The sequence below is a fragment of the Undibacterium sp. Ji83W genome (assembly GCF_049340385.1).
GTDB lineage: Bacteria > Pseudomonadota > Gammaproteobacteria > Burkholderiales > Burkholderiaceae_D > Undibacterium.
The window spans coordinates 389003-407756 of the sequence record NZ_JBMPOZ010000002.1 but is presented as its reverse complement, the minus strand read 5'-3'; the positions used below and the strand labels follow the sequence as shown (position 1 = coordinate 407756).

General features: G+C 47.8%; 17 protein-coding genes. 11 read left to right on the top strand and 6 right to left on the bottom strand.

The features are described 5' to 3' along the window. The first annotated feature begins 2 nt into the window (after window positions 1–2). From ACO0LD_RS05960 to ACO0LD_RS05950, 3 genes are read left to right on the top strand one after another with little or no spacing between them, the layout of a single operon-like run. A complete protein-coding gene (locus tag ACO0LD_RS05960) occupies window positions 3–1289 on the top strand; it encodes a branched-chain amino acid ABC transporter permease (protein ID WP_423004724.1) in 1287 nt (428 codons plus the stop codon). Further along, a complete protein-coding gene (locus tag ACO0LD_RS05955; protein ID WP_423004722.1) occupies window positions 1286–2050 on the top strand; it encodes an ABC transporter ATP-binding protein in 765 nt (254 codons plus the stop codon). The genes ACO0LD_RS05960 and ACO0LD_RS05955 overlap by 4 nt, the downstream gene beginning before the upstream one ends. After that, complete coding sequence (locus ACO0LD_RS05950) at window positions 2047–2757, top strand: ABC transporter ATP-binding protein (RefSeq protein ID WP_423004720.1); 711 nt, start codon at window positions 2047–2049, stop codon at window positions 2755–2757. Before ACO0LD_RS05955 ends, ACO0LD_RS05950 begins: the two co-directional genes overlap by 4 nt. 118 nt (window positions 2758–2875) lie before the next feature. On the opposite strand, the gene ACO0LD_RS05945 is transcribed toward ACO0LD_RS05950, so the two are convergent. After that, complete coding sequence (locus ACO0LD_RS05945) at window positions 2876–4306, bottom strand: diguanylate cyclase (RefSeq protein ID WP_423004718.1); 1431 nt, start codon at window positions 4304–4306, stop codon at window positions 2876–2878. 342 nt (window positions 4307–4648) lie between these two features. Here ACO0LD_RS05945 and ACO0LD_RS05940 point away from each other — a divergent pair, with 342 nt between their 5' ends. Then, entirely contained in the window at window positions 4649–6727 is a 2079-nt protein-coding gene (locus tag ACO0LD_RS05940) for a 3-hydroxyacyl-CoA dehydrogenase NAD-binding domain-containing protein (RefSeq protein WP_423004716.1), read from the top strand. A gap of 233 nt (window positions 6728–6960) precedes the next feature. Then, window positions 6961–8562 carry an ABC-F family ATPase gene (locus ACO0LD_RS05935; RefSeq protein ID WP_423004714.1) on the top strand — a complete coding sequence of 534 codons (1602 nt, stop codon included), beginning with the start codon at window positions 6961–6963 and terminating at the stop codon, window positions 8560–8562. Between the two features lie 107 nt (window positions 8563–8669). On the opposite strand, the gene ACO0LD_RS05930 is transcribed toward ACO0LD_RS05935, so the two are convergent. The 4 genes from ACO0LD_RS05930 to ACO0LD_RS05915 form a co-directional block, all read right to left on the bottom strand. Beyond that, a complete protein-coding gene (locus ACO0LD_RS05930; RefSeq protein ID WP_423004712.1) occupies window positions 8670–9218 on the bottom strand; it encodes a hypothetical protein in 549 nt (182 codons plus the stop codon). A gap of 109 nt (window positions 9219–9327) precedes the next feature. Further along, window positions 9328–9597 (bottom strand): hypothetical protein, encoded by a 270-nt coding sequence (locus tag ACO0LD_RS05925; RefSeq protein ID WP_423004710.1) that lies wholly within the window; start codon window positions 9595–9597, stop codon window positions 9328–9330. A 3-nt stretch (window positions 9598–9600) separates the two neighbouring features. After that, the gene (gene feoB, locus ACO0LD_RS05920) at window positions 9601–11490 is read right to left on the bottom strand and encodes a ferrous iron transporter B (protein ID WP_423004708.1); all 1890 of its coding nucleotides are present in this window, start codon (window positions 11488–11490) and stop codon (window positions 9601–9603) included. After that, window positions 11490–11801 carry a FeoA family protein gene (locus tag ACO0LD_RS05915; protein ID WP_423004706.1) on the bottom strand — a complete coding sequence of 104 codons (312 nt, stop codon included), beginning with the start codon at window positions 11799–11801 and terminating at the stop codon, window positions 11490–11492. The genes feoB and ACO0LD_RS05915 overlap by 1 nt, the downstream gene beginning before the upstream one ends. Window positions 11802–12076: 275 nt before the next feature. On the opposite strand from ACO0LD_RS05915, the gene ACO0LD_RS05910 reads away from it, so the two are divergent. Next, window positions 12077–13042: a bifunctional helix-turn-helix transcriptional regulator/GNAT family N-acetyltransferase gene (locus ACO0LD_RS05910; RefSeq protein WP_423004704.1), complete on the top strand. Its 966-nt coding sequence runs from the start codon at window positions 12077–12079 to the stop codon at window positions 13040–13042. 48 nt (window positions 13043–13090) lie between these two features. On the opposite strand, the gene ACO0LD_RS05905 is transcribed toward ACO0LD_RS05910, so the two are convergent. Next, complete coding sequence (locus ACO0LD_RS05905) at window positions 13091–13588, bottom strand: DUF1579 domain-containing protein (protein WP_423004702.1); 498 nt, start codon at window positions 13586–13588, stop codon at window positions 13091–13093. A gap of 99 nt (window positions 13589–13687) precedes the next feature. On the opposite strand from ACO0LD_RS05905, the gene ACO0LD_RS05900 reads away from it, so the two are divergent. From ACO0LD_RS05900 to ACO0LD_RS05880, 5 genes are all read left to right on the top strand, one after another. Continuing rightward, a complete protein-coding gene (locus ACO0LD_RS05900) occupies window positions 13688–14653 on the top strand; it encodes a helix-turn-helix transcriptional regulator (protein WP_423004700.1) in 966 nt (321 codons plus the stop codon). Window positions 14654–15483: 830 nt separating this feature from the next. Beyond that, window positions 15484–15711: a hypothetical protein gene (locus ACO0LD_RS05895; RefSeq protein ID WP_423004698.1), complete on the top strand. Its 228-nt coding sequence runs from the start codon at window positions 15484–15486 to the stop codon at window positions 15709–15711. Between the two features lie 180 nt (window positions 15712–15891). Continuing rightward, complete coding sequence (locus ACO0LD_RS05890; protein ID WP_423004696.1) at window positions 15892–16452, top strand: HNH endonuclease; 561 nt, start codon at window positions 15892–15894, stop codon at window positions 16450–16452. Between the two features lie 254 nt (window positions 16453–16706). Further along, entirely contained in the window at window positions 16707–17924 is a 1218-nt protein-coding gene (hmpA, locus tag ACO0LD_RS05885) for an NO-inducible flavohemoprotein (RefSeq protein ID WP_423004694.1), read from the top strand. Between the two features lie 118 nt (window positions 17925–18042). Then, window positions 18043–18510, top strand: a complete 468-nt coding sequence (locus ACO0LD_RS05880; protein WP_423004692.1) for an Rrf2 family transcriptional regulator — start codon at window positions 18043–18045, stop codon at window positions 18508–18510. Window positions 18511–18754 lie beyond the last annotated feature (244 nt).

The window sequence follows — 18754 nt, the reverse complement described above, 5'->3', positions numbered from 1 at the left end:
AGATGAGCAAACCTTTAGTATTCAAACCCATCAATCTGGCACGCTGGATTATCTGGAGCAGCTTTGCCATCCTGCTTATCCTCGCGCCGATGATATTTAATACCGGCGGATCATTGTCTTTGCTCTCGCAAATGGGCACTTTGATGATCTTTGGCCTTTCCTACAATATGTTGCTGGGGCAGGGGGGGATGCTGTCATTCGGTCACGCGGTATATTCTGGCCTGGGGGCATTCTTTGCCATTCATGCCATGAACCTGGTGACTGCGGGCAGCCTGATTTTCCCGATTACACTGATTCCTTTAATCGGTGGTATTGCAGGCATGTTCTTTGGTGTTTTATTTGGCTACGTCACAACCAAAAAATCAGGAACAACTTTTTCCATGATTACCCTGGGTATGGTGGAACTGGTGTTTGCCTGTTCGCTGATGTTCCCTAGTTTTTTTGGTGGTGAAGGTGGTATTTCTACCAATCGCGTCATTGGCCAATCCTTCCTCGGTATTACTTATGGACCGCAAATCCAGGTGTATTACCTGATTGCCATTTGGCTATTCATCAGTACCATAGGCATGTACGCATTTACGCAGACTCCTTTGGGGCGCATCGTCAATGCAGTAAGGGACAATCCGGAGCGTGTTGAGTTCATAGGTTATGACACCCAATGGGTACGTTACCTGACACTGATTTTGTCTGCCTTTTTTGCGGGTATTGCTGGTGGTTTGTCGGCCATTAACTTTGAAATCGTGACTGCAGAAAATGTCAGTGCCATACGTTCAGGTGCAGTGTTGCTGTTTACCTTTATTGGTGGCGTAGGCTTTTTCTTCGGCCCCATGATAGGGGCAATACTGGGCGTGTTCTTGACTGTGATGTTGTCAGATTTGACCAAGGCCTGGCAATTATATCTGGGCGTTTTCTTTATCCTCATCGTCATGTACGCACCAGGCGGTATGGCCAGTATCATCATGATGAATTTGCGTGTGGCTAAATTTGGCCTCTTCAAGAGGGTGTGGCCAAGCATGTGGAAACTGGTGCTGGCAGCGGCAATAACGACAGCAGGCGTCATCCTGGCGGTGGAAATGCTGTATCAACGCACACTGGAAGCTACCCAAAGCGCGGTCATAGAAATGTTTGGTGTTTCCGTAGACACTGCCAGCAGCAGTTGGTGGGCAATGACCATCATTGTTATTGGCATAGGTGTTTTTGCCTGCGCCAAACTCAAAGGTGGTTTTGCAGAGCACTGGGGCGAAGTCAATACTGAAATCGAAGAACAAATGCGGAGGGCGCAAGCATGACAGGCTTTTCGCTTGAACTAAAAGACGTACGAAAGTCCTTTGGCAGTGCAGAAATCATTAAGGGTGCCAATTTGCAGGTGCCAAAAGGCGAGCGCTTTGCCATTATTGGCCCCAATGGTGCTGGCAAGTCCACCCTGTTTAATTTGATTTCTGGCCGCTTCCCTATTACTTCCGGAGATATCCTGCTCAATGGTGAGAGCATAACCCACTTACAGCCGTATGAAATCAATCGCCGTGGCTTGTCACGCAGTTTTCAGATCACGAATATTTTTCATCGACTGTCCGTGTATGAAAACCTGCGCTGCGCGGTCTTGTGGTCGCTGGGATATAAATATTCGTTCTGGCACAGGTTGAATGGCTTGAAGGATGCACATGAAAGAGCAGAAGCAGTGCTGGAGCAAATTGGCCTCAAGCGCCGGCGCAATGTCACGGCTGGTTTGTTGACCTATGCAGAACAGCGTGCGCTGGAAATTGGCATCACCATCGCTGGTGGTGCTGATGTGATTTTGCTGGATGAACCTACAGCTGGGATGAGCCGTTCAGAATCTGATGCTGCAGTTGAATTGATACGCAAGGTCACCGTCGGCAAATCCCTGTTAATGGTGGAGCATGACATGAGCGTGGTCTTCGGCCTGGCCGATAAAATTGCCGTAGTCGTGTATGGTGAAGTCATTGCTTGCGACACGCCTGCCAATATCCGCAATAATCAAAAAGTCAAAGACGCCTATCTGGGTGGTCATGCGCCGGTGGAGGTTGAATGAGCTTGCTAACGATTAAAAATCTCAATGCCTACTATGGCAAGAGCCATGTCTTGCACGGCGTGGACATGCAGGTCAATGCGGGTGAAATTGTCAGCTTGTTGGGACGCAATGGCGTGGGGCGTTCTACCACGGTCAAGGCAACCATGGGGCAGGTGAATGCGACAGGCTCCATCTTGTTCAAGGGTGAAGAAATCATCGGTCTGAAAGCCTTCCAGATTGCCCATAAGGGATTAGGCTATGTGCCTGAAAACCGCGATATTTTTCCTAGTCTGACAGTAGAGCAAAACTTGATGCTGGGTGAAAAATCTGGCCGCCCCAAGGACAGTAAGCCGCGCTGGAGCATAGAAGACATGTACCAGATGTTCCCGCGCTTGCGTGAACGAAGGAATACCCAGGCGGGCGTGATGTCAGGTGGTGAACAACAAATGCTGACCTTGTGCCGTACTTTGATGGGCGACCCTGACCTGATCATGATTGACGAACCGACTGAGGGGCTGGCACCGAAGATTGTTGAACTGGTGGCCCAATATTTGAAAGAGCTTAAAAATCGCGGCATATCTGTGTTACTGGTGGAACAAAAGCTTGCCATCGCCCTGGAAATTTCACAGCGCGTATATGTCATGGGACATGGCAGCATCGTTTTTGAAGGTACGCCGGCAGATTTGCGTGCGAATGAAAACATCCGTAAAGAGTGGCTGGAGGTTTAAGGCTGTTCGCAACTTCAAGGTGACAGGTAGTTTGAGAGCAGAGTAGTGCTGTCCACTGGTCTTGGGGTGATCAAGTTCGAATGATAGTTATCATGACTATCATTCGAACTTGTTCGTTTTAATTTTTTATTTCATCAACATCATCACTTTCTACCCGATTCCGCCCGTTTTCCTTGGCGCGGTAAAGTGCTTTGTCCGCAACTAATAATAGCGCTTCAATGTCAAGCATAGCCTGATGGATATAACCGGCACCTATGCTGACAGTCACGGTGATGTGCTGGCCATCGCCAATATCGATGGAGGTATTGGCCAGCTTGCTACGTACGCGATGAGCGATCATTTCAGCTTCCTTGCGCCCACAGCCGGGCAATATTGCGGCGAACTCTTCACCGCCTATGCGGCCTAGCATGTCGACATCACGCAGACCAGCACTGGCTATATGTGCAAAGGCCACCAGCACGCGGTCACCACCGGCATGTCCATGGGTATCATTCACGTCCTTGAATTTATCAATATCCAGCATCAAGACTGCTACCGGCCTTTTTTGTTCAACAAGCCTGATCAACAGACTTGAAGCGCGTTCATTAAATGCGCGTCGGTTTAACAGACCAGTTAGCTGGTCATGCTCAGCAATGTACTTGAGTTGGCGCAAGAGTTCTTCACGCGCCGCCATTACGCATGCCACAGTAAGCGGTGCCAGCGCCAGCAGGCTCACACCTATGCGTATGGACAACAGCATGGGGCGTGAATTCATGTTGACGATGGAAATAGGCAGGTAGCCGAGCGACATGGAAATTAATACCCATCCGCTGTAAAGCAAAGTAAGCACACTGGTGATGAAGATGTCGTAGCTCAATGCACACCAAAGCAAGGCGGGGATAGGGAAGACAGGTGCACCAGGACCGCCTACGATAATGCCCAAGGCAAAAGACATCAGGAGAGCACATATGGGCAATATCTTGCCGGGATTAATATGATAGGTCTTAAAAGTGCGGCGACGGTTTAATCTGAATCCCGACAAATCCGGCAGGCTGAGCATGACAGGCAACACAGCCATCAGATTAACCAATTCGGTGACGAACCAAAATGCCCAGCCTTTGAGCGGACTGGCATTGGACAGTATGGGATCGGCGATAACGCCAACCACACCGGCAGCCGCCGCGGAACACGAAGCTACCAGAGCAAGGTAAAGTACAGAAAGTGGATGTTTTAAGTGCCGATGTTCGTCATCCAGCCATGAAAAAAGCAAAACACCTGTGACTACGCAAACGAGATTTCCGCCAGTCAGTAATAAACTGACTGACCAGTTACTGCCTGTCATTGTGTCAGCTGCAACATAAGCCACGACGTATGCCAATATTGCGCCTAGCCATCCACAGGGATTGTTTAACGTGGGAAAGCGTACAAATAGGCCAATCAGCAGTGCGTTAGCTGGCCATAGTGCTGCAAGATGACCCATGGGACGGCTGAGTATTCCTAGCAGGCATGCAGCAAGCACAATGACACCAGTGATGGTTGCCGCTTTGATTTGCTCAGTCCAGTTTTGCATGGGGTGCATCATTAGCTCAAAGACTCCGGCTATCCATCGACTTTGCAAAGAAAAATTTGCTTCTTATTCCATCATAGGTTGAATAAGGTTTTTACGACCAGATTTCCCAATATGCTGACGCTTGATGGACTAAAGTACTGTAGCAGATAGTGCAGCACGCAGGCGGCACAGGATACACTCAATGCAGTCTGGAAATATTTTCATACGCACTTGCATCGTAATTAAAATAAAATAATACGCTCGTACTATTTTGCGGTATAGTAAGCAAAAATAAGCTTACACCAGATTTTTAAAAGCACTGAACTGGCAAATCCAAGCAGTATTTCACCTATAGGAAGAGACATGAGCGCCGAATATCAAGTGAATGGCAATATCGCCGTAATTACCCTGAACAATCCGCCTGTAAATGGCTTGGGTCACGCCACCCGCACTGCGGCAGTGAATGGCATGAAACAGGCCTTGAACGATGATGCTGTCAAAGCCATCGTCATTACAGGTGCCGGTAAGGCATTCTCCGGCGGTGCGGATATCAAAGAATTCAATTCCCCCAAGGCGTCTGCAGAGCCTAGCCTGCATACGTTGATCAATGTGGTCGAAGGATCTGACAAGCCGGTCATTGCTGCTATTCATACTGTTTGCATGGGCGGTGGTTTGGAGTTGGCGCTGGGTTGTAACTACCGCGTCGCATCCAAAGGTGCGCAAATCGCCTTGCCTGAAGTTAAATTGGGCATATTGCCTGGTGCCGGTGGTACCCAACGCCTGCCGCGTGTGCTGGGCCTGGAAATGGCTCTGAACATGATTGTTTCCGGTACGGCGATACCATCTGAAAAACTGGCCAAGACAGCGATCTTCAATGAGGTGGTGGAAGGTGATGTACTGGAAGCGGCGCTCGCATTTGCGGCCAAGGTTGCTGATGTACGCCCTTTGCCACGAGTGCGCGATATCAAGATCGATTACCCGAACTACGAAGCGTATCTGCAATTCTCACGTAATACAGTACGCGCCATGGCTGGCCCTTTCCCAGCACCTTTGAAATGCGTGGAAGCAGTGGCAGCCGCAGTCACCAAGAAATTTGATGATGGCATCAAGTTTGAGCGTGAATTGTTTGTTGACCTGGTGCAAACCACAGAATCCAAAGCCCTGCGTCATGCCTTCTTTGGCGAGCGCGCGGCCAGCAAATTACCGGATGTGCCTGATGATACGCCAACTCGCCCTATCAAATCCGTCGCCGTTATCGGTGCTGGCACCATGGGCGGTGGCATTGCGATGAACTTTGCTAATGCGGGCATTCCCGTGCAAATTCTGGAAATGAAGCAGGAAGCACTGGACAAGGGCTTGGCGACGATACGCAAGAATTATGAAAACACGCTTAAAAAAGGCAAGTTGACTCAAGAGAAATTTGATCAGCGTGTAGGTCTGATCACAGGCACTCTGTCTTATGAAGAGATTGCACAGGCCGACATCGTCATTGAAGCCGTTTTTGAAGATATGGGCGTCAAGGAACAAGTCTTCAAGAAGCTCGATGAAGTCATGAAGCAGGGCGCAATTCTGGCGTCGAATACATCCACACTGGACGTCGACAAAATTGCTGACTTCACCAAACGTCCTGAAGATGTCATCGGCACCCACTTTTTTAGCCCGGCAAATGTCATGAAATTGCTGGAAATCGTACGCGGCAAGAAAACTGCCAAAGACGTGCTGGCAACTGTGTTGGGTTTGTCCAAAAAGATCAAGAAAACTGGCGTGGTATCAGGCGTTTGCGATGGCTTCATTGGCAACCGCATGATAGAACAATACAGCCGTCAGGCGGGTTTCTTGCTGGAAGAGGGCTGTACACCTGAGCAGGTTGATAAAGCTGTAGAGAAAATGGGCTTTGCCATGGGTCCATTCCGCATGGGTGATCTGGCTGGTAATGATATTGGCTGGTATATCCGCAAACGCCGTTACGTAGAAAAGCCACAGATTACTTACTCCAAAACAGCAGATTTGCTGTGCGAGCTGGGTCGTTTTGGACAAAAAACCGGTGCAGGCTGGTATGACTATAAACCTGGCGACCGCAAAGCCTATCCTTCATCTATCGTGAATGACATGATTATCCAGCACTCTGCTGACCTTGGTATTACGCGCCGCAAGATTTCCGACCAGGAAATCGTTGAACGCCTGATATTCTCCTTGGTAAATGAAGCTGCCTACATCCTCGAAGAGGGCATAGCGACTCGTGCTTCTGATATCGATATGGTGTATCTGACAGGCTATGGCTTCCCATTGCATACTGGCGGCCCTATGTTCTATGCAGATACCGTGGGCTTGCCGAATGTGGTCATGGCCATGGAGAAATATGCCAAAGGCCGCCATGGCGACGCCTGGAAGCCGGCACCTTTGTTGGCAAAATTGGCTGCAGAAGGAAAAACTTTCAATTAAGTTAATTTCCTGGTTGAAGTAAAATAAATGGCTTGCCTGCAGGGATTGATCTGCAGGCAAGCCATTTCCTATTGGTAAAGAAGTAATCTCGCCAGCAAAAAACTGCCAGGCTACAGATATCCGCCTCCCAAATTCCATAATTTCTCTATAAATCATGGGCTTGTCTGCAAGTCACCAAAAGCACAATGCTATAATGCGCGGTTAATCCCCATCTTTATTGCAAAAGGTTTTCTGTGCTTTCTACCGCTAATATCACCATGCAGTTTGGCCCCAAGCCGCTGTTTGAAAATATCTCTGTCAAATTTGGCGAAGGTAACCGTTATGGCCTGATCGGTGCCAATGGCTGCGGCAAATCCACCTTCATGAAGATTCTTGGTGGTGACCTTGAGCAATCTTCAGGCACGGTCATGCTGGATCAGAATGAACGCCTGGGTAAATTGCGCCAGGATCAGTTTGCGTTTGAAGAAATGCGTGTGCTGGAAGTGGTCATGATGGGTCATACCGAGATGTGGGCCGCGATGGCAGAACGGGATGCGATTTACGCCAATCCTGAAGCAACTGACGACGACTACATGAAAGCCGCAGACCTGGAAGCCAAGTTCGCCGAATATGATGGTTATACCGCTGAAGCGCGCGCCGGTGAATTGTTGCTGGGCGTAGGCATACCAATTGATCAGCATCAGGGCGTCATGAGTGCGGTTGCGCCAGGCTGGAAACTGCGCGTCTTGCTGGCACAGGCCTTGTTCTCCAACCCGGATATTTTGCTGCTTGATGAACCAACCAATAACCTGGACATCAATACCATACGCTGGCTGGAAGATATTCTGAACGAGCGCAATTCCACCATGATCATCATTTCCCATGATCGCCATTTCCTGAATCAGGTATGTACGCACATGGCAGATATGGATTACGGTACACTGAAAGTGTATCCGGGTAATTACGATGACTACATGCTGGCATCGTCACAGGCACGTGCGCAGCAAATGGCGAACAATGCCAAGGCCAAGGAAAAGGTCGCTGAGCTGCAAGACTTCGTCCGTCGTTTCTCTGCCAATAAATCCAAAGCGCGTCAGGCAACTTCGCGTGCCAAGCAGATTGATAAAATCAAGATTGAAGATTTCAAACCATCCAGTCGTCAAAATCCTTTCGTGCGTTTCGATGGCGAAAAGAAATTGCATCGCCTGGCCGTAGAAGTGCAATCCCTGAGCAAGGCTTACGATAAGCCATTGTTCAAGAATGTCGATTTGATGGTTGAAGCGGGTGAAAGAATCGCGATTATCGGTGCCAATGGTATTGGTAAAACCACGCTGTTGCGTTGCATAGGTGGTGATGACATCACTGGTATGCATGCTGACTATGGCATTGTCAAATGGGCAGAAAATGCCAATGTTGGCTATATGCCGCAAGATCCTACCGAAGAATTTGCATCTGATAAAAACCTGACGGACTGGATAGGTCAGTGGACACAAGAGGGCGATGATGACCAGGCCGTACGCTCTATCCTGGGTCGTTTGCTGTTTGGTGGTGATGACGTCAAAAAATCAGTCAAGGTGTTGTCCGGTGGTGAAAAAGGTCGCATGATGTATGGCAAACTGATGCTGGGTCGCCATAATGTTTTGCTGATGGATGAGCCAACTAACCATATGGATATGGAATCCATTGAGTCGTTGAATATCGCACTGGAAAAATATGCCGGCACTTTGATTTTCGTTTCGCATGACCGCGAATTCGTTTCGTCCCTGGCGACACGTGTATTGGAAATCAAGGAAAATAAAATCATCGACTTCCAGGGTACGTATGAGGAATACCTGAGCAGCCAGGGTATTGAATAAGTGGGAATAAGCGTGTAATGAATAAAGCAAAAGCCAGGTTCGCCTGGCTTTTTTACGTGCACAATTTGTTGACTATTTAAATTTTACTTGGCCAGGCTTTTACTCAATCAAGCTTTACCAAGAAGTAAATCAAGCCTGTCGCTCAGGCTGCGTGCCATTTCTGGCCCCTTGGCTTTTTGAACTGCCTCTACATATGTCTGTCGCAGGGCACGAAAATCATCGATATTTGCTGCACGCTCTACCTTGAGTTGCAGCCCATAACCACGCAAGCCTATGGCACTCTTGATAGTCTCATTGTAGAAGTTGTATAGTGCCTGGAAACGCTCGGCATCTGTCATTTCCAGTGCAACAGGATCTGGCGATTTTGCTGCAATGTTGGTTGTCGTTGCTATTGATTCAGATGCTGGAGATGAATCTGTAACGGTGGGAGAAGTTTCGGCCTGTACAGCGATTTCAATAATGAATTCCTGTTCCAGCAGTTCCTGCAGATTTTGTTCTGTCAAACCCAAAGCGGCCACTTTTTTCATGATATCAGTGGCAGTTTGCTTGCCGTCTATCATGACCAGTAAAGTACGCAATCTGGATGCCAGTTGATACTTTCTGGTGGTGATTTCTTCGCGGCCTTTTTCGGTCTTGTCGTAGATGCTTGCGTTCATATCCAGCTACGGCCTTTGCTTGTATCAATATGTCAGAAATTGTTTCTGTTTTTTTGAGGATACATCAATTCAGCGTGACTGCCAATGAAATGCAGGCATATGCCCGCTCTTATCTTTGATTGGATGCGTTACGGATCAGTTTTACAGGTTTTAATTCGGAAGATGTGGAACAAGTGTCGCTTGATGAAGATGCGCAATTACTGCAACCAGAACCACAACCTGCGGTTTGCTGGACCAGTTTAGCGAACAGAGGCGCAAGTGCCGGGACATGGCTGACGCTGAATGCCCTGATTTTTTCCTTAGCCGCTGCAGGCATCCATTTCAATAACAGATACCCGGATGCCAGAGTCAGCAACAGAACCGCGATGAGGTTTTGCATGTCTTATCTCCCCAGGAAAAAGCTGGAAATATGATAGGTCAGGAAAGAGGCGCAATAAGCCAGACCAAATAAATAAGCCGCCATGATGACTGGATAACGCAAGGTATTGGTCTCACGTTTGACAACGCTCAGGGTCGCCACGCATTGCGGTGCAAAAACATACCAGGCCAGCAGGGAAAGGGCAGTTGGTATGCTCCATGAATGAGCGATCAGCGGTTCCAGTGAGCGACTCAATTCTTCGCCGGATTGTGAGAGTGCATATACCGTACCCAGTGCGGCGACAGCAACTTCGCGCGCTGCCAATCCCGGTACCAGGGCAATACAGATTTGCCAGTTAAAACCAATAGGCGCAAATATCACTTCCAGCGCGCGACCCAGATAGCCAGCAATACTGTAATAAATCGGTGGCTGCGTTGCATTCTCCGGTGCGCCAGGGAAGCTGCTGAGGAACCATAGCAAAATCATGAGCGACAGGATAATGGTGCCGACGCGGGTAGTGAAAATCTTGATTCTTTCCCACAAACCCAGCAGCAGGTTGCGTACATTTGGCCAGCGATAGTCAGGCAACTCAAGCATCAAAGCCTGTTGATGTACTTCGCTGCCCCATTTCTTTTTAAAGAAGTAGGCCACCAGCATGGCGGAAACTATGCCACCAAGATATAAGACAAACAGCACCAGTCCCTGCAAATTCAATATGCCTAATACGGTCTGGTCAGGGATGAAGGCGGCAATGATCAGGGCATACACTGGCAGGCGCGCTGAGCAAGTCATCAAAGGTGCAATCATGATGGTCACCAGGCGGTCACGCGGATTTTGTATCGTCCTCGTTGCCATGATGCCGGGGATGGCACAGGCGAAACTCGACAGCAGTGGAATAAAGGCGCGACCAGACAGGCCGACTTTGCCCATGACTCTGTCCAGCAAAAAGGCAGCACGTGGCAAATAGCCAGAATCTTCCATGATCAAAATGAAGAAGAACAGGATGACAATCTGCGGCAGAAATACCAGTACACTGCCAGCACCGCCTATCACGCCCTTCACCAGCAAGCCTTGCAGTACTCCGGGCGCCAGTGCTGATTCAACTGCGGTACCAGCCGCATCGATAGTTGACTTGATCAAGTCCATTGGTGCCTGTGCCCAGGCAAACACAGCCTGGAATACCAGGAACATCAGGGTCGCAAAAATGACGGGGCCTATAGCTGGATGCAAAATCCAGCTATCCATGCGATAACTCAAACTGGCAGCTCGTTCGCTGACTGCATCAACATCTTGCGTGACACAGGCTTCCAGCACCGCGTTGGCTTGTTGTTGCAAGCTCTCCGGGCTCTGTGCAGAAAGTGCATGCGGTGTGACGTTGCCATTTGGTTGCAGCGTTTGCGCCAGCGCCTCCAGTTCAGTCAGGAGGGCATCAATCCCTTTGGGGTCAACTGCAATGGTCTCGACCACAGGGATATTCAGCTTGCGGCTCAATGCAGCAATATCAATATGGATATGGCGCTTCTTGGCGATATCCATCATGTTCACCGCCAGTATCAATGGTTGGCCTAGCGCCAGCAATTCAAATACTACCCGCAATCCGCGTTTCAAATTGGTGGCATCGACTACGCAGACCACAGCATCTGGCATGGTTTCATCGGTGCGCTGACCGGTGACTACTTCCTGGGTAATTTTTTCATCAGGGGTGATGGCATGCAGGCTATAGGTGCCTGGTAAGTCCAGCACCTGCCATTGACGCCCTGCATTAGAACGGAATTTACCTTCTTTCCGTTCTATCGTGACGCCTGCATAGTTTGCTACTTTTTGCCGTGCACCTGTCAATCGATTGAAGAGTGCAGTTTTTCCGCAGTTAGGGTTACCGACAAGAGCGATGAGCGGAGAAAACAATTCGTTCACTATGTTCCTACTTTTCCTGAGTGAGTAACGCCTGGGATAACACCAATCAAGGCTGCTTCAAAATTTCGCAGTGCAAAGGTAGACTGGCCTACCCTGACTGCCAGCGGTTCTCCACCAAAATAACCTTTGTGTAATATCTTTACCGCTTCGCCTTTGACAAAGCCTAGCTCTTTCAGGCGGCGGGTAATATTGAACAGGCTGTCGTCTTTCGCATCGCCTTGTTCTTGCACATCTTCAACGACGCCAGAGTCACCGACTTTCATCAGATTCAATGTGGTAGAAATTGCTTGCTGTAATGGCAAACTGCTCATGGCGAAATTCCTGTGGCGAAGAAAAAATGTAACTCTAAATGATAATGAGAATATATATCAATACCGATTATGTTTCAATCGCTATGCATGCTGGGAGTGACTTGCTTTGCGATTCCTCAGAGCTTTATTGCTTTATTTTTCCTTTAGTAACAAATTTGCCAATTTATTAATTTCACGTCATGCGCGTGTTCCAATCGCGTGTGCCCCAATAAACTCTTGCATGAAAGCTGCGTTCAGGAATATAGTTGCAATATGCAACTAAAAATGGATCAACTATGAGCGCTGCTATCTCTCCACCCCCAGTCCAGGGAATTCGAGATGCGTCGCGCAGGCTGGTGCGTGAGCTTGGTTTCATGAAACCGACATTGGCTGGTACCGGTCTTCCTGCGTCTGCCGTACATGCCTTAATTGAGATTGGTGAACATGACGCGCATAGCGCAACTGCGCTTTGCGAGATACTGTGTCTGGAAAAATCCAGTGTTAGCCGTATGGTGCGCAAACTGATAGAAAGTGGCGAACTGGTAGAAACCAGCAGTCAAAAGGATGCACGAGAAAAGCAACTTGCTTTGACAGCAAAAGGCAAGCAAACCCTGGCTGCCATCAACCAGTTTGCCCAGATACAGGTCAGCAGTGCGCTGGAAAATATTCCCATATCAATTCATGGCAAAGTAGTGGATGGATTGACCATATATGCAGACGCATTGGCGATTAGTCGCAAGAGGGTGTCGCCTGCTACCTTCCCACACGCAAGCATACAATGCGGTTATCACCCCGGGGTGCTCGGTCGTGCTGTGGAAATGCATGCTCGCTATTACGCACGGACAGTCGGATTTGGGCATTTCTTCGAAGCCAAAGTCGCCAGCGGCATGGCTGAGTTTGTTGGTCGCCTGAATAATCCGATGAATCGACTGTGGTTTGCAGTTAGTGAAGGCAAGATTGTCGCTACCGTCGCGATCGATGGCGAAGACTTCGGCAACAATATTGCTCACCTTCGCTGGTTTATTGTTGATGACGAATTACGTGGTAGCGGGATAGGCAGGCGCTTGCTCAAGGAGGCAATTTCATTCTGTGATCAACAGCAATTCAGTGAAATACAGCTGTGGACATTTAAAGGACTGGATGCAGCACGACGTCTTTACGAAGAGGCAGGTTTTGTGCTGCTTGAAGAGTTGCCTGGCCGCCAATGGGGGGAAGAGGTCGTAGAACAACGATTTTCCCGCCCAAACCCAATAACTTTGTAAGCGACCGTCAGCATTGATCATGAAAGCATGGATGACAGGTGTGCTGACCTAGCCTACTCTCTGAAAATCCATGACCCAATTGGTTTCCCAATTAATGCCACCATCGACTGAAAATGCCTGTTCCCAACGCGGTTGATCTGTGGCTGGCATGCTCCATAAAAAGCGTACGCGTATTGCCTGGCCAGCAAATGTGTCATCCGCATAAAACTCGCCTATGCTATTTATAAACCGACCCTGCATAGGTACGTCAAGTTGTGTGGGATAGCGGCCATCCAGCCACCAAATAGACCACAGGTCTTTTTCTGCATCATATGAACGCAAGGTTGCTGCACGATAGGCACTATCTGGCATTTCAAGCAAATTGTCATCGATATTGCCAGCACCACCAAGGATTTTGCTGACCGACGTATTGCCATCAAACCCCAGCCATTCCTGGCAGTTGGCAAGTCGCTCCTTGAGGCGGCGATGCTTAACCTGCCAGTTACCAATAAAAAAATCAAAGTCGTTGATGCCTGAGGCTTGAGTAGTATTGACTGCTGAATTCATGTTCTCTCCTTGGTAAATATGCTTCGGTAGAAGCAATAAATAAAAGGATAGAGAATATATAGGGGATAATTAATCCTATTAAATGAATAAACTTGGTTTATGTCTCAAAGCTATCATCCAACCACCCGCGTCCTGGCATTGCTGGAACTCTTGCAAAATCAAGGCCAAGTGAGCGGCGCAGATCTGGCGCGCATGCTGGAAATTGACCGGCGCAGCTTGCGGCGCTACATTGTCACCCTCGAAGAAATGGGGATACCCATCATGACGGTGCGCGGGCGCCATGGTGGTTATTCCATCATGCCCGGCTTTAAATTGCCGCCCATGATGTTTAATGAGGAGGAGGGCTTTGCCATCTCCATTGCCCTGTCTGTCGCACGTCAAATGAAACTGCTTGATGCCGCATCATCGATAGAAAGTGCACAAGCAAAATTACAAAGAATTCTGCCAGACAAACTCAGGCAAAGATTGAAGGCAGCAGATGCAGCGATAGAACTCAATCTTCAATCTGCAGTGGTGCCGGCCGATAAAGAAATATTAGCCAGGCTAAGTCATGCCGTCGCACACAAACAATCCATACACTTGCGATATCGAGGGGCAAATGATGTGGAAAGTGAGAGGATGGTAGATGCTTACGGCCTGGCCTTTCATGCAGCATGTTGGTATGTCGTTGGCTTTTGTCATTTGCGACAAGACATACGCAGTTTCAGGCTGGACAGGGTGATACAAGCAGATTTGCAGACCCTGCATTTTGATAGCCCCGTCCATTTCAGTGTACTCAGTTATTTGCGTAGCGCTGTGGCGACTATCCCACGTGCCTTTAGTGTGGAAGTGATGTTGAAAACAGATATGCAAAGAGCGCGCAGACATTTGCCTGACACGATAGCCGTGTTGGAACAGACTACGGAGGGAGTGCTGCTGTATAACCAGTCCGAAGATTTGACTTGGTTTGCAAGGCAATTGGCCGCTTTGCCTTTTGATTTTGAAATACGTAAACCGGCACAATTGCAAATTGAACTCAAAGAGGTAGCGAATCGTTTATTACGAGATTGTTTACCTAAATCCTGACGTAAACGTCACAGTAAATATAATTTCTTCTTTAAATGAAGAAATTATTCTTTAAAAGGCTTGTTAATTAAAGAAAGCTATGACAAGATAACATGGTGAAAATTAAAAAAGCTTGGCAATTAACAAATCTATGAATACCCAAAACACTCATCAATCGCTGGATCAAGCAAGCTCAAGCCTCGCGGCGCGAGCTGGGCGGCTATTGGGCAAGTGGATGGAAATAAGCGAAGCTGAATATTTTGCTGCGGGGGTAATTCCCGCCCGGTCAACGACATGCGAAACAGCCACCCACTTTAGCGGCCAGGATGGCGGCTGGGATCTCGCATTTTATAGGACCATCATGATGGACATTCGGGGTGCCAACCCTTGAAATCAGGAAAGCAGATGAAACTGCTTCCAGATGAGAGCTGAAAAGCCCGGATGCCTGCAAAGCTCCGGGCTTTTTGCCTTTTATGGTTTTTAAAATTCATGCTTTGACAGGTGCGCTTTAGAAACCCAGTAGTAAAACCCGCCGATTGGCGGTCGTGCCGGAAAACGCCGGATAACACGGGATTCTTTAACAATTCGGGAAGATGTATTGATAAACCCTTCTGCTGTGTTCTGTACACATGGCGGGGAGGGGGTATGCTGTAAATATCCTGCGATATTTACAGCATGTTAAAAGTGACTTGAGATCAGGTCACTTCTAACATGCTGGCGCGCTTCATTTTGTGATGGGGCCGATACTTTATACATGGGTATATTCCTCAAGGAGGAGGCCAATATCCATGTCAGATTGCGGTATGTACTTTGTCATCTTATAAAAACAAGAAAAATAGAAAATTATGTTTATGATTTATTGGTCCATTCGTATTGATGGACAAGAACTGGCATGCTCAAAAGAGTTTGCCAATGAATGCATGGCTGATGCCTTGCGATTTACTGAGTCTTTGCGTGCAGAGCAGCGTCACGGCGCAGCGATTCGCCATATCACCATGTCTTGTGAAAACCCGGATTCAGTCGGCCATGCAGGTGTTGCTGATGCCGGGCCAGAATATTCCTGGAAAAAACGCCGCTAGACATGGATGAAAGTCCATTCTGGCGAATTTTAACAATCATGCCTTACAGCATCAGCAATTCGTGTCTACAATGAAAGAGCAAATTGCCGTTTTATTGGTGGCATGCTGGTGGCGTGTGCAGCGAGTTTTATCAGTCCGTCTTCCCAAATTGGAAAAACATCCCATACAAACAGGTGATGTATGCAACAAATATTGGTTTTGGATATAGCTGGAGTGCCGTATGACTGGATAAGTCAGAACGATGCTGCGACTCAGTACGCGGCAAAAAAAGTGGCATGGGATATTGGTGATCAAGTCTTTATGCTGCGCGGTGGCTATAACAAGGATGGTGAACAATCCAGGATTTTCATCAAGCCTATTATCTCTATACGTAATAGTGAACGCATGTCTAAAAACAGCCGTCACCAAATCCCTTTGGGCGATGGCAACAGGCTGCTGTATGCCAGGGACAGGCATATCTGCGCATATTGTGGTGAGACCTTCCCGTATCAGGAACTGTCACGTGATCATATTTTGCCAACCTCACGCGGTGGAAAAGATGCCTGGGAAAATTGTGTGACCGCCTGCAAAGATTGTAATCATGCAAAAGGCAACAAGTTCGTGCATGACTTCAAACCTTTGATATATGTGCCGTATGCGCCTTGCCGTTTCGAGCATTTCATTTTAAGTGGAAGAAATGTGATCGCTGATCAACTGGAGTATCTTTCAGCAAAATTGCCCAGACATAGTCGCTTACTGTAGTGACCACTACAACTATGGGTATGAATCTCTTGCCGTGATTTTAATGTAATCACATGGATTCATACCCTTTTTAAGTCCCGGATTTCATTGAGCTATTGATAGTCAGATATAGTGATTTTAAAAATGTATTTACAATACATGTTATGTGGAATATGATGGCGATACATCAGCTTTGAATTCCCCGGTTGTTTAAAGTTTTTCACCGTTTAATTTGACTTTAAACATGTATTTAAATTATATCTATAAGATTGAATATGTTAGACATTCATACAAGAAACCTAGTAAAAGCCACAGTACCAGTATTGAAAGAACATGGAGTCACACTGACACGCCATTTTTATGCGCGCATGTTTTCTCATAATCCGGAACTGAAACCTGTTTTCAATCAGGGCAATCAGCAATCAGGTAGCCAGCAACAAGCACTTGCTATGGCGGTGCTGGCTTATGCCGAGCATATAGATAACCCCATGGTGCTGATGCCGGTATTGACCCTGGTCGCGAACAAGCATGTCAGCGTGGGTATCAGGGCAGAGCACTATCCTATCGTAGGCATGCATTTGCTGGCTTCGATCAAAGAAGTGCTGGGGGATGCGGCCAGTGATGAACTGCTGGCAGCCTGGGCCGCAGCGTATGGGCAACTCGCTGATGTATTGATTGCGCAAGAAGCTGCGATTTATGCAAAGGCAGCCATGACACCCGGCGGCTGGACAGGGTGGCGCAGTTTCATCATCAGCAAAAAAGTAATTGAAAGCGAAGAGATTACTTCTTTCTATTTACGACCTGCGGATGGCGGCTCAGTGCCTGACTACAAACCCGGCCAGTACATCTCGGTCAAAGTATTTGTACCTGAACTGGGTATGATGCAACCACGTCAATACAGCCTGTCATGCGCCCCAGGCCAGGAGTATTTGCGTATCTCGGTCAAACGCGAAGCTGAACTGGCAGAAAAACCTGCAGGTCTGGTGTCCAATGTATTGCACAGAGATTTTCATGAAGGTTCTGTACTGGATGTCGCACCACCCATGGGTGACTATATCTTGCATGAAGACCGGGACACGCCTGTGGTCTTGATCAGTGCAGGGGTTGGTGTCACGCCAAAGTTGGCCATGCTTGAGCATTTGCTCAAACAAAAGACGACACGCAAAATTCGTTTCGTACACGCTTGCCGACACGGCGGGGTGCATGCCTTCAAACAGCAAGTGCGTGCACTAAGTGAGCAATATACTCAAGTCGAATCGCTGACATATTATGAAGCGCCGCGTGCTGAAGATCAGCGATCTGTAGATTATGATCAGCAAGGCCGGTTGGATATGAAAACGGTGGCGACCGATTTCATACTTCCTGATGCTGATTATTATGTTTGCGGGCCGCGCCCATTCATGCAGGCGCAAATCGCCAGTTTGCAAAGTCTGGGCATTGCATCCTCACGCATACATAAGGAAGCTTTTGGCAGCGGTGGCTTTGCGCACTGATGAGTTCATCACGATGCCATAGGTTCGATGAATAAAAACCTATGGTATTGCTTTGCTGCGGTTCTGTATTAATTGTATTAACATGGGCAAGCCATAGGGAAATATTAGAAAATTATTTATGCAATTAACACATTTTACCGATCTTGGTTTGCGCGTACTCATGTATCTGAGTCACAAAGACAGGCTAGAGCCAGTGACCATTAGTGAAATTGCCACTAAATTTGCTATTTCCCGCAATCACCTCGTCAAGGTCGTGCATTTTCTGGCGCAAAAAAACTGGATCATCACTACCAGAGGTAAAGGTGGTGGTATGGCACTGGCCCAAGATGTAAAAACTTATCGCCTGGGTAGCATTATTCGTGAACTGGAAGGCGGGGACGCATTGATTAACTGTGCCGTTCCGCCTTGTGTACTACGGGGAAATTGCCAGCTCAAATCGGTACTTGATCAGGCACTGTCTGTGTTTTATACGGCACTGGATCAGTACACGCTACAAGATGCAGTCGGTGGCAATACACAGGAAGCCATCATCATGCTGCATCGATCTGGCTTCGTTGATCATGCAAAATTCAGGCATCTCCTCTAATTTATATTCAGGCTACGCTGACTACTGGCGATCAATTCCCCAAGAGCGATATATTCTCTTTTCCATCTTTTAATCTTGCATTGCTTATTCCTCATTATTGTTTTTTAAAAAATGCTAATATGCTTACAAGGCTAGGTAATAAGACCATGTGGCATTTAGGCACTATGTTTTTTACAAGAACAATGATCTCTTAGCAAGAAATAACATATTGCCAGGTCAGCGATAGATATGAGCATTTAGCTAA